Source organism: Nocardia sp. NPDC003999, from assembly GCF_053604885.1.
This window is the reverse complement of record NZ_JBSGIB010000002.1, coordinates 12,829-24,818: the sequence shown is the minus strand read 5'-3', so window position 1 is coordinate 24,818 and position 11,990 is coordinate 12,829. Positions and strand designations below refer to the sequence as shown.

Sequence of the window (11,990 nt, the reverse complement as noted above, 5' to 3'; positions counted from 1 at the left end):
AGGACGACGTACCCACACGGCGGCGGGAAGGGTCGTACGGTGGAGCCATGAACCGGCTCGGAGAGGCGACGTCCCCGTACCTGCGGCAGCATGCGGACAACCCGGTGCACTGGCGGGAGTGGGACGCGGAGGCACTGGCCGAAGCGCGGGAGCGGGACGTGCCCGTTCTGCTGTCGGTGGGGTACGCGTCCTGTCACTGGTGCCACGTGATGGCGCACGAGTCGTTCGAGGACCAGGCCACCGCCGATCAGATGAACGAGAACTTCGTCTGCGTGAAGGTGGACCGGGAGGAGCGACCAGACCTGGACGCGGTCTACATGAATGCGACGGTCGCGATGACAGGGCAAGGCGGCTGGCCGATGACCTGTTTCCTGACGCCGGACGGCGAACCGTTCTACTGCGGCACTTACTACCCGAAGCTCCCGCGCGGCGGCATGCCGTCCTTCACCCAGCTGCTCACGGCGGTCACGGAGACCTGGCGCACCAGGCGCGACGAAGTGAATCAGGCCTCCGCGCAGGTGGCTGCTGCGCTGCGCGACCAAGCGGCGGGACTGCCCGACGCGGACCTGACGATCACCCCGGAGCTGCTCGCCCATGCCGTCGCCGCCGTGCTGCGCGACGAGGACGCCGAGCACGGCGGATTCGGCGGCGCTCCCAAATTCCCGCCCTCGGCGCTGCTCGAGGGACTGTTGCGGCACTGGGAGCGGACCGGTGACCCGGCGGTGTTCCAGGTGGTCGCCCGCACCGCCGAGGCCATGGCGCGCGGCGGCATCTACGACCAGCTGCGCGGCGGGTTCGCGCGGTATTCGGTCGACGCGGCATGGGTGGTGCCGCACTTCGAGAAAATGCTCTACGACAACGCGCAGCTGTTACGCGCCTACGCGCACCTCGCCCGCCGCAGCGGGTCCGAGCTTCCGGAATCGTTGTCGCACCGGGTCACCCGGGAAATCGTGCGGTTTCTCCTCGATGACCTCGGGACCCCGCAGGGCGGTTTCGCCTCGGCGCTGGACGCCGACACGCACTTGGAGCCCGGTAAGCCCGGTGTCGAAGGCGCGACGTACGTGTGGACGCCCGCCGAGCTGGCCGGCGTGCTCGGTCCGATCGACGGGGCGTGGGCGGCCGAGTTCTTCGGCGTCACCACCGCCGGAAACTTCGAACAGTGCACCTCGGTGCTGACCAGGTACGCCGAACCCGCCACGGCGGAGGACCACGCGCGGCTGGAACACGTCCGTGCCGCGTTGATCGCCGCCCGCGATCGACGCCCACAACCCGAACGCGACGACAAAGTGGTCACCGCATGGAACGGTATGGCGATCACCGCGCTCGCCGAGGCCGCGGGCGCGCTGGACGAACCGGAGTGGACCGCCGCCGCCGTCCGATGCGCGCGATTCCTGCTGGCCGAGCACGTGGTGGACGGTCGGCTGCGACGTGCATCGCTCGGCGGCGTCGTCGGCGCGGCGCCCGCCATCCTGGAGGACCACGCCTGGCTGGTCACCGGCCTGCTAGCGCTGCACCAGGCCACCGGCGACCTCGGCTGGCTGGACGACGCCCAACGCCTGCTGGATACCGCGATCGAACACTTCGCCGACCCCGATCAGCCGGGCGGCTGGTTCGACACCGCCGACGACGCCGAAACCCTAGTCGCCCGCCCCCGCGACCCGATCGACGGAGCCACCCCCGCAGGCGCCTCCGCGCTGGCCGAAGCGCTGCTCACCGCCGCGGCCGCGAGCGACCCGGAAGGCGCCGCCCGCTACCGGGAACTGGCCGACCGCACCCTCGAGCGCGGCGCGATTGTGCTGGCACGCGCGCCGCGCTCGGCGGGCCAGTGGCTCACCGTCGCCGAGGCGGCCTTGCGCGGCCCGCTGCAGGTCGCCATCGCCGCCGAATCGGCGGCCCAGCCCACCGAGTTGCTCGCGGCGGCCCGTGCGGCCGCACCCGGCGGCTCCGTCGTCCTTGCCGGGGCCCCGAACGCCGTCCCGCTGCTGGCCGATCGGCCCTTGGTCCGCAACGCCGCGGCCGCGTACGTCTGCCGCGGCTCCGTCTGCGACCTCCCGGTCTCCACGCCCGACGAGCTCCTGATGGCGCTTCGGCGAAACTGACGACAGCACCTCCGGCCACCATCGGCCGGTTGGCGATAGACGGTTCGAGTCGGACGCCCCGTCGACGGAGGGCGTGGCCGGAAATGTGGTCGGCCCCTGGCGGCCCGGGCGGTGCACCGGCGGCCCGGTGGGTGCGGGAAGGAGACAACGATCGGAGCTGAGGCGCTCGATCACGCGGCTGTGAGACGGCCGAGACCATCGCGACACGATGCCAGGTGGGCGCACGACGACGTTCGTACCGCCGAACGCAACCGAGCGGGCCCGATGCGGTCGGTGCACGCGCGTTCGGTCATGTCGCCATCGAGACGGCCGCTGAACCGCCGTGCCGAAGGTGCTTCGCTGTTCACCCAGCTGAGTGGACTAGCGCCGAGGCGGGGCGTCGAACTCGGCGTCCGGCAACTCGGTGCCACGGGGCGGCTCTGCGGCGGTGTGGATTTCGATGACCGGGTTGGTGTCGGCGGGCAGGTCGTGGCCGTCCAGCTGATCGGTGCGGGTTTCGATGTGTTCGGGCCGGGCGCCGGAGGTGTCGATGTCGGTCCAGCAGAACGTGGGGTTTTTCATGCCGCGTAGCACGATGGTGTCGTAGAACGTCCACTTGGCGCGCTCGTGTTCCGTAGCGGCTTCGATCACCGCTTGGCTCACCAGGATTCGCCGCGGCACCTCCTTGGCCGCCGTGGTGAGGCGGGCGGCCTCGTTGACGGCGTCGCCGATCACCGTGAATTCCAGGCGGGTGTCGGAGCCGACGTCGCCCGCGAAGACCCCGCCGCGCGCGACGCCGATCCCGATGTCGAGTTCTCCGGTGGCGAGCACCTCGTCCCGGATGCGGCGCGCCGCCCGCAGCGCCGGAGTCGCGTTGTCGCCCAACGCGATCGGCGCTCCGAAGACGCACAGCGCCGCGTCGCCCTCGAACTTGTTGACCAGTCCGTTGTTCTCCTCGGTCGCCGCGACGACGATCGCGAGCAACCGATTGAGCTTGGCCACGAACTCCTGCGGCGGCAACCCGGTGGACAGCTCCACCGACCCGGTCACGTCGACGAACAGCGCCGACACCTCACGCACGTCGCCGGTGAGATCCGCCCCGCGAGCCAGCGCGCGCTCGGCCACCTCGGCCCCGACGTGCCTGCCGAACACCTCACGCATCCGCTCGCGCTCGCGCAGGTTCGCCGCCAGTTCGTTGACCGAATGCTCCAACCGGCCGATCTCACTGGTGCTGCCGATCGGCACCCGGACGCCGAGATCGCCTTGCGCGATGCGGTCCAGCGCGCGACGCAGGACGCGCATCGGCGCGGCGACCGCGCGGGCGAGGAACGCCGTGGCCAGCGCACCCACTCCGATGCCGACCGCGGACAGGTAGATGGCGGTGCGGACCCGGTCGGGCGCGGCCGCTACCGGGTCGGCCAGCACGACGATCAGCATGAGCAGCGGAAGCGCGGCCGCCACCGCCCAGGTCAGCACGACCCGCACCAGCACAGAGGAACTCCAGTGCATGGTCCAGCCGAGCACCCGGGCGACCACCGGGATCGTCGGCCGGATCAACCGGTCCACGATCAGAAAGGTGACCGCCGCCGACTCGAAGGCGCCGATCGTGAACAGCGACGCCGTCACGCCGGGGTCGTTGTCCGGGCTCAGCCGCGCGAAGACCGCGGTCGCCACGATCACCCCCGGAATCCACAGCGCGATCGCGCGCATGCTGATCGCGACGGGTAGGTGCAGCAAGCGCCGCGCCTCCACCTCCGTGGGCTTGCGCCCGGCGTCGAGCCAGCCGAAGTACACCTTGCGGTCGCGCACCGCCAGGACGATGCCCGCCAGGAATCCCGCCGCCGGATAGATGCCGACGAAGGCCAGTGCCCGTAGCCAATCCGTGCCCAGCCTGCCGAGGAACCCGTTCAGCCACAGCTGGGTGACGATCACCGCGAGGCCGCTGAGATTCGCCGTGGTGACCAGAGCGGCCAGACCACCCCGCGCTTTGAGCGCCCAGACGACGAGCTTCGCGATCATAGGGCTCGCGATCTCGATGACCGTTCCATCGCCTGCGCCGCCCTCTCGTCCGCCCTCCGGGTCGACTCTATGCGCTCAGCGCAGGACGACGAGCCAGACCGCCGCGTAGTGGGTCAACGCCGCGAGCACCGTGGCCGCGTGGAAGAACTCGTGGTGCCCGAAAACCCCCGGCCACGGGTTCGGCCATTTCGTGGCGTAGAGGATCGCGCCGCCGCTGTAGAACAGGCCGCCGATCAGCAACAAAATCAGCGGTGCGATGCCGATCTGGCCGTTCAGTTGTCCGGCCACCGGCACGATGGCCCAGCCCAGCAACAGATAGAGCGGAACGCCGACCCAGCGGGGAGCGCCGGGCCACAGCAGTTTGAGCGCCACTCCGGCCAGCGCGCCCGCCCAGACCACGACCAGCAGCGTCTGCCCGGTTCGTCCGGGCAGGCCGAGCAGGGCGAAGGGGGTGTAGCTGCCCGCGATGAACAGGAAGATCATCGAGTGGTCCGCTCGCTTCATCCGGATGCGAGCGCGGGCGGTCGGCCAGGTCACCCGGTGGTAGACCGCGCTGACGCCGAACAGCCCGCACACGGTGAGCCCGTAGATCAGCGTCGACCATCCCGCGGTCGCCGAGACCGTGCCCGCGGTGGCGATCAGCACGACGGCCGCGATCGCCGCGACGCCGACGGCCCAGGTGTGGATCCAGCCCCGCATGCGCGGTTTGACCAGCGCCTCGGCGAGTGCTTCGCCCGCCGTGGCGGGGACCGGTGTGACCGTTGCCGCATCGGCGGCGCCGACCGATTCGGACACGAGTACCTCCTAAGGGAACAGCCGGAGCAGTCTTTCCGCGGCCCAACGCCGGACCGAGTGCAGACGAGGTAGTTGAACCCGTCAGTAACCTACGCAACCGTAACTTGCGTGCTCCTGGCCACTGTACCGGCGTATCGCGGTCGATGCCGCGTTCGTGTCGCCGAGGCGTAGGGTTGCCCGCGTGGAACTTCCGAGTCAGGTGCGGGGTCTGCCGTATCGCATCTACGAGGCCCGGCTGTCCAGGCAGCTGGCCGGCAAGCAGCATCCCCGGCACGTCGCGGTGATGTGTGACGGCAATCGCCGGTGGGCGCGGGAGAACGGTTTCACCGACGTCAGTCACGGCCATCGGGTCGGCGCGCTGAAGATCGCCGAGCTGGTCGGCTGGTGTGCGGCCGAGGGCATCGAGATGGTGACCGTCTACCTGCTGTCCACCGAGAATCTCCAGCGTGATCCCGATGAGTTGGAGACGCTGTTCGAGGTCATCACCGACGTGGTCGAGGAGCTGTCGGCGCCGGAGCAGAACTGGAGCGTGCGCATCGTCGGCTCGCTCGACGGCTTCCCCGAACTGATCGCCAAGCGGATGCGCACCGCGGCCGAGCGCACCGACGGCCGCAACGGAGTGCACGTCAATGTCGCGGTCGGCTACGGCGGCAGACAGGAGATCACCGACGCGGTGCGCTCGCTGGTCCGCCAGGAGATCGCGGCGGGCGAGACCGGCGAGGACCTGGTCCAGTCGATCACCGTGAACGCCATCGGCCAGCACCTCTACACCTCCGGCCAACCGGACCCGGACCTGGTGATTCGCACCTCCGGCGAGCAGCGGCTGTCCGGGTTCCTGCTGTGGCAGAGCGCATACTCGGAGATATGGTTCACCGAGGCGTACTGGCCGGAGTTCCGCCGGGTGGATTTCCTGCGGGCGCTGCGCGACTTCGCCGCGCGTCATCGCCGTTTCGGCGTCTGACTCGATGTCGGTGCGCTGAATCCCGCTCCGGTATCGTTCTTCTCGCGTACCGTCCGGTCTCATGAGCTCGCTCGACCGCCGGCCCGCGCTGGGCGAACCGGACGACTCGATCAGCTATGCGGACTTCGGTAGACGCTTCCTGGAGTACGCCGCCTCCGAAGCGCGCATCGCGGGCGCGTTCGACCAGCTGACCGGCAGCGCATTCGATTTCGGCCCCATCGGGGTCGGTCCCGGCCGACTCGCCAAGGTGACCGCCCAGGTCAGGCTCCGGTCGTCCAGGCTGAGCCGTCGCGACGACGAGACCATCGCGTTCGAATTGATAATCCCGCTGGAGGTCGACCTGCTGCTGCACCTGGCGGTCGACCGGCACCGGTTCCACGTACAGGGCACCGTGCACCTGCACCTGACGGTACGCACGGCGGCGCCCCTGCGGGTGGTGATCGATATCGCGGAGCCGCGGCCCGCCGACGTGCACATCGATGTCGCCGCCGCCACGCGGCGCGGGCAACTGCTGCGCGTCCTCGCCGGCGTCGATCACGAGATCAGGCGTTTCGTCGCCCGCTATATCTCCGCGGAGATCCGTAAGCCGCACATCGCCGCGGTCCGCGATATCGATGTCGCGCAGCGACTCGACGATGCGTGGAAATTGTAATCGGAATCACAATTTCCGTAGCCGCAGCCGATTGATGCTGTGGTCGGCGTCCTTGCGCAGCACCAGGGTCGCGCGCGGGCGGGTGGGCAGAATGTTCTCCACCAGATTCGGCCGGTTGGTGTTGTTCCAGATCTCCTGCGCGGCGGCGGTCGCCTGCTCGTCGGTGAATCCGGAGTAGTGGTGGAAATGCGCGTTCGGGTCGGCGAATGCGGTCTTGCGCAAGGTGAGAAACCGTCGCACGTACCACTTCTCGATGTCTTCGATACGCGCGTCGACGTAGATCGAGAAGTCGAACAAGTCCGACACCATCAGGCGCGGACCGGTCTGCAGCACGTTCAACCCCTCCACGATCAGAATGTCGGGTTGGCGCACGCAGTGCAGCTTGCTCGGCACGATGTCGTAGGAGATGTGCGAATACACCGGGGCGCAGACTTCGGCCGCACCGGATTTCACCTCGGTGACGAATCGCAGCAGGCTGCGGCGGTCGTAACTCTCCGGGAAACCCTTGCGGTGCATGAGGCCGCGCCGGGTGAGTTCCGCGGTGGGATAGAGAAATCCGTCGGTGGTGACCAGGTCGACCCGCGGGTGGTGATCCCAGCGCGCCAGCAGCGCTTGCAGTACGCGCGCGGTGGTGGACTTGCCGACCGCGACGCTGCCCGCGACGCCGATCACGAACGGTACCTGCTGGTCGGGATGGGTTTCGCCGAGAAATGTCGCGGTCGCGGCGAACAGTCGCTGACGAGCGGCCACCTGCAGGTGGATGAGACGAGCGAGCGGGAGATACACCTCCGCGACTTCTTCGAGATCGATCTGTTCCCCGAGACCGCGCAGGCCGACCAGTTCTTCCTCGGTGAGCACCAGGGGAGTCGATTTACGCAGGGTCCGCCACTGTTTCCGGTCGAATTCCACGTAGGGACTCGGCTCGCTCATTCGTGCCATTTACCCGACACTCCGTTTCAGCAAACACGCACGGTTACCGTGCGGATCCGGTGAGATTCGGTCTAGCTGTCGCCGCATAGGCGAATTCTGCTCTGCGTCAGCATCGTGGGCCGAGCGGGGTACCACTACCGGCTGGTAACCGACTCGATGACACAGGTGTGAGCCGCTAATGTCGGCTGGCATGGAAGCGCATCCGCTCGTGACCGAATACCTGCGGCTCGGCCTCGCCTTCGACCGGCTGGAGGAAGGATTCGTCGACGCCTACACCGGTGATCCGGCGCTGCGCCGCGAGGTGCGGAACGCGCCCGCACCGCAGCCGCGCGAGCTGGCTCGCCGTGCCGCCGAGTTGCGCGCCGCGGTGCCGGAGGCCGGATTCGCGCCCGAGCGCGCCGAGTTCCTCGACGTGCACCTGCGCGCGCTGGAGTGCTCCGGACGGAAATTCGCGGGCGATGACATCGGCTTCATCGAGGAGGTGCGCGCCTACTTCGACGTCGACATCGCGCCCGGTGACGTGGACGACTACCGCGACGCGCACCGGCGGATGGACGAGGTGCTCGCCGGGGACGGTCCGCTGGCCGAGCGGGTGGCCGCCCATCGCAAGGCCGACGAGATCCCGCCGGAGCGGTTGGCGGTGTGCGTCGAGGCGTTCTCCAGCGCGTTGCGCGAGCTGGTTCGCGCCCGCTACCCGCTACCCGACCATGAGCACGTCACCTACGAGGTGGTCGGCGACAAGCCCTGGTCCGGGTTCAACTACTACCTGGGCAACTACCACTCCCGGGTCGCGATCAACTCCGACCTGAAGCAGCACATGGCGCACCTGCCGCAGCTGATCGCGCACGAGTCCTACCCGGGGCACCACACCGAGCACTGCCGCAAGGAAGCCGGGCTGGTCGCCGCCGGTCAGGCCGAGCAGACGCTGTTCCTGGTGAACACGCCGCAGTGCCTGATGGCCGAGGGGCTCGCCGATCTGGCGTTGCGTTCGATCGTCGGCCCTGGCTGGGGCAAGTGGGCGCAGGAGATCTATGCGGATCTCGGGCTGCGCTTCGATGGCGAACGTGCCGAACGCCTTTCGAACGCCTCGGCAGACCTGCTGAGCGTGCGCCAGGACGCCGCGCTGCTGCTGCACGACCGGGGCCGGTCGCACGACGAGGTGGCGGAGTTCTTGCAGACCTGGAGCCTGACGACGCCGGAGCGGGCGCGCCAGTCGCTGCGCTTCCTGTCCTCGCCGCTGTGGCGGGCCTACATCTCCACCTACGTCGAGGGATACCGGTTGCTGGGTGGCTGGCTCGATCGCGCGGCCGACGCCGAGGACCGGGCCGACCGTTTCCGCAGGCTGCTCGACGAGCCACTCACTCCCGGGGCGGTACGCGCGGCGGCGTGAGGCTACCGGATCGCCGCGCAGCTCTGTCCGCCCGTGGAGATGCTGCGAACTCTCACCACGGAACCGAATCGGTGGCCCGGCCGTACGTCGCGGCCTCGGCGCGATCGTCCGCGCACGGCCGCCGCGTCTGTCGAGCGGTCGCGGATTTCCGGTGCGCGGTCAAGCTCCGGCGAAGGTGATGCGCACCGAGATCGGATCGCTCTCCAGCGCTTTCATCGTTCGCTCGGCGACGGCGGCCGAGACGCGGCCCTTGGCGAAGGTGCGCGAGCGAGCCACCACATCGTCCTCGGGCACGAAGGAGGCCGTTCCGGTGCGCCACTCTGTGCCCTGCCGCAGCCTGATGTGCGGGTCGGCGGCGATGTTGCGGGCCCAGCCGGACCGATAACCGTGCTGCGAGATCAGCCACGCGCCGGTCTCGTCGATCGACGCGGTGACCGGCACCCGCCGGGGCTGACCGGATCTCGCGCCGACCGTCTCCAGTTCGGCGATCAGCGACGACCGGATGCCGAGCCGGTCGAGCAGGCCGACGGCCGGGTTCACCAGGTAGCGGCCGATGAGGCGTTCGCGCCGGAATTTGCGTACCGCGGCGCTCGGTGTTCGTCCCGCCATGACAGTTCTCCTCAGGATCGATGTGGGCGGAAAATGGCGCAGGTGGTGGTGGCGTGCGCGACCAGGCGGCCCTGCTCGTCGACCACGCGTCCCTCGGCGGTCGCGGTGGTGCGCCCGAGGTGGATCGTGGTGCCGGTGGCGGTGAGCCGCTGTCCGTCGGTGGGCACGGCCCGGATGTAGTTGATCTTCAGTTCCAGCGTCGTGTAGCCGACGCCTGGCTCCAGGGTGGTGTGCACCGCGCAGCCCATCACCGAGTCGAGCAGGGTGGCGCAGATGCCGCCGTGTGTGGTGCCGAGCGGGTTGGCGAAATCGGGCCGGGTGCGCAGCGCGAAGACCACCTTGCCGTGCTCGAGCTCATCGACCTCCATGCCGAGCAGGTCACCGATGAACGGCGGGCGATCCGTTCTGGTCATCGCGACACGCAGGAGTTCCAGACCGGACAGCTGAGTCGGGTCGACGGTGGTTTCGGACATGAATCGCATCCTTTCGATGAACCGATCGGTCCACATCTGACATGATTGCAACATGGACCGATCGGTTCACGCAACAGTGAGCAAGGAACTCGCATGACCGCAGGGCCGCGCACCAGGCTGATCGAAAGCGCCATCGAACTCGTTCGCGAGCAGGGCGTGCACGCCGCCGGACTGGCCGCCTTACTCGAACGCGGCAACGCCTCGCGCAACTCGCTCTACCAGCACTTTCCCGCAGGCAAAGGTGAGTTGGTCGAGGCCGCCACCCGGGTCGCGGGAGCCCGGATCGCCGGAGTGGTGGAGAAGATCACCGCCGCGCCGCCCCCGGGCTGGTTCGATTCGTTGCTCGGCTGGTGGGTCACCACACTGGAGCGGACCGGATACCGCGCCGGGTGCCCGATCCTCGGGGCGGCGCTGGCCGAGTCCGAGCCGCGAGTGCAGGCCGCGGCGGGCGAAGTGTTCGCCGACTGGCACGAGCGGCTCGGCTCGGCGCTCGCCGATGTGGGTATGTCCGCCGAAGAGGCGCGCTCCTTCGGCAGTTTCGTGTTCAGCGCGCTGGAGGGAGCCATCGTCCAGTCGCGGGCGATGAAGTCCACCCGGCCGCTGGAAGACGCCCAGCGGCATCTCGCGGTGCTGTTGGAGAACTACTTGCCGGAGGGCGGCGCGTCCCGCTGAGCGCCTGTCCACCGGATCGAGTGTGGTCCGGCGGACCGCGTGCCGAGCCTGTGCCGACCGAGAGGGGTGAACCCCCTGCTCGAGGACAACGCCGACGGCCCATAGACTGAGGCACGTGACGCAGACGACCGCCTCTGTCAATTCCCAGTCTCTCGGTGAGCTCGATCCGGAGCTCGCTGCCGCGATGGCAGGCGAGCTCGCCCGCGAACGCGACACGCTCGAGATGATCGCCTCGGAGAACTTCGTGCCGCGCGCGGTGCTGCAGGCACAGGGCAGCGTGCTGACCAACAAGTACGCCGAGGGCTACCCGGGGCGGCGCTACTACGGCGGCTGCGAGCACGTCGACGTGGTGGAGACATTGGCGCGCGACCGCGCCAAGGCGCTGTTCGGCGCCGAATTCGCCAACGTGCAGCCGCATTCCGGTGCGCAGGCGAACGCCGCGGTGCTGATGTCGCTGATGGACCCGGGCGACAAGCTGCTCGGTCTCGACCTCGCGCACGGCGGTCACCTCACCCACGGCATGCGCTTGAACTTCTCCGGCAAGCTCTACGAGGTGCACTCGTACGGAGTGAGCAAGGAAGACCACCGCGTCGACATGGACGAGGTGCGCGACATCGCCTTGCAGGCGCGTCCGAAGGTGATCGTGGCGGGCTGGTCGGCCTACCCGCGCCACCAGGACTTCGCGGCGTTCCGCTCGATCGCGGACGAGGTCGGCGCCTACCTCTGGGTGGACATGGCGCACTTCGCCGGTCTGGTCGCCGCCGGTCTGCACCCCTCGCCGGTGCCCTACGCCGACGTGGTGTCCTCGACCGTGCACAAGACCCTCGGCGGTCCCCGCTCCGGCCTGATCCTGGCCAAGCAGGAGTACGCCAAGAAGCTGAACAGCTCGGTGTTCCCGGGCCAGCAGGGCGGCCCGCTCATGCACGCCATCGCCGCCAAGGCCGTCGCGTTCAAGATCGCCGCGGGCGCGGAGTTCAAGGATCGCCAGGAGCGCACCCTGTCCGGCGCGAAACTCCTGGCCGAGCGGCTCACCGCCGCCGACGTCAAGGGCAAGGGCATCAGCGTGCTCACCGGCGGCACCGACGTGCACTTGGTGCTGGTCGACCTGCGCAATTCCGAACTCGACGGCCAGCAGGGCGAGGACCTGCTGCACGAGATCGGTATCACGGTGAACCGCAACGCCGTTCCGTTCGACCCGCGTCCCCCGATGGTCACCTCCGGCCTCCGCATCGGCACCGCCGCGCTGGCCACCCGCGGCTTCGGCGACACCGAGTTCGCCGAGGTCGCCGACATCATCGCGAGCGCGCTGGCCGGTGGCGCCGACCTGGACGCGTTGCGCGCCCGGGTGAGCAAGCTGGCCAAGGACGTCCCGCTGTACGACGGCCTGGAGGACTGGCGCCTGCTGGGCTGA

Annotated in this window: 11 protein-coding genes; 6 read left to right on the top strand and 5 right to left on the bottom strand. The window is 69.2% G+C overall.

Annotated features, from left to right (window positions below):
* Positions 1 to 47 precede the first annotated feature (47 nt).
* Positions 48 to 2,099, top strand: a complete 2,052-nt coding sequence (locus ACWESM_RS04275; protein ID WP_364429060.1) for a thioredoxin domain-containing protein — start codon at positions 48 to 50, stop codon at positions 2,097 to 2,099.
* 360 nt (positions 2,100 to 2,459) lie between these two features.
* Here the strand turns inward: ACWESM_RS04275 and ACWESM_RS04270 are convergent, their stop codons facing one another.
* Together ACWESM_RS04270 and trhA are read right to left on the bottom strand one after the other, a co-directional pair.
* Entirely contained in the window at positions 2,460 to 4,097 is a 1,638-nt protein-coding gene (locus tag ACWESM_RS04270) for an adenylate/guanylate cyclase domain-containing protein (RefSeq protein ID WP_355078587.1), read from the bottom strand.
* Between the two features lie 75 nt (positions 4,098 to 4,172).
* Positions 4,173 to 4,811, bottom strand: a complete 639-nt coding sequence (gene trhA, locus ACWESM_RS04265) for a PAQR family membrane homeostasis protein TrhA (protein ID WP_355078661.1) — start codon at positions 4,809 to 4,811, stop codon at positions 4,173 to 4,175.
* Positions 4,812 to 5,073: 262 nt separating this feature from the next.
* Here trhA and ACWESM_RS04260 point away from each other — a divergent pair, with 262 nt between their 5' ends.
* Positions 5,074 to 5,853: an isoprenyl transferase gene (locus tag ACWESM_RS04260; protein WP_355078588.1), complete on the top strand. Its 780-nt coding sequence runs from the start codon at positions 5,074 to 5,076 to the stop codon at positions 5,851 to 5,853.
* Positions 5,854 to 5,914: 61 nt separating this feature from the next.
* On the top strand, positions 5,915 to 6,505 hold the full coding sequence (locus ACWESM_RS04255; protein WP_452490954.1) for a hypothetical protein: 591 nt from the start codon (positions 5,915 to 5,917) through the stop codon (positions 6,503 to 6,505).
* 6 nt (positions 6,506 to 6,511) lie between these two features.
* Here ACWESM_RS04255 and coaA read toward each other — a convergent pair whose 3' ends face one another.
* Positions 6,512 to 7,444, bottom strand: a complete 933-nt coding sequence (coaA, locus tag ACWESM_RS04250) for a type I pantothenate kinase (RefSeq protein ID WP_364429068.1) — start codon at positions 7,442 to 7,444, stop codon at positions 6,512 to 6,514.
* A gap of 181 nt (positions 7,445 to 7,625) precedes the next feature.
* Between coaA and ACWESM_RS04245 the strand changes: the two genes are divergently transcribed.
* Positions 7,626 to 8,825, top strand: coding sequence for a DUF885 domain-containing protein (locus ACWESM_RS04245; RefSeq protein WP_364429071.1), 1,200 nt, complete (start codon positions 7,626 to 7,628; stop codon positions 8,823 to 8,825).
* A gap of 159 nt (positions 8,826 to 8,984) precedes the next feature.
* Here ACWESM_RS04245 and ACWESM_RS04240 read toward each other — a convergent pair whose 3' ends face one another.
* Positions 8,985 to 9,434, bottom strand: a complete 450-nt coding sequence (locus ACWESM_RS04240; RefSeq protein WP_397278443.1) for a nitroreductase family deazaflavin-dependent oxidoreductase — start codon at positions 9,432 to 9,434, stop codon at positions 8,985 to 8,987.
* Between the two features lie 11 nt (positions 9,435 to 9,445).
* The gene (locus ACWESM_RS04235) at positions 9,446 to 9,907 is read right to left on the bottom strand and encodes a PaaI family thioesterase (protein ID WP_355078593.1); all 462 of its coding nucleotides are present in this window, start codon (positions 9,905 to 9,907) and stop codon (positions 9,446 to 9,448) included.
* A gap of 93 nt (positions 9,908 to 10,000) precedes the next feature.
* Between ACWESM_RS04235 and ACWESM_RS04230 the strand changes: the two genes are divergently transcribed.
* A complete protein-coding gene (locus ACWESM_RS04230) occupies positions 10,001 to 10,579 on the top strand; it encodes a TetR/AcrR family transcriptional regulator (RefSeq protein ID WP_452490953.1) in 579 nt (192 codons plus the stop codon).
* A 115-nt stretch (positions 10,580 to 10,694) separates the two neighbouring features.
* Entirely contained in the window at positions 10,695 to 11,990 is a 1,296-nt protein-coding gene (gene glyA, locus ACWESM_RS04225; protein ID WP_355078595.1) for a serine hydroxymethyltransferase, read from the top strand.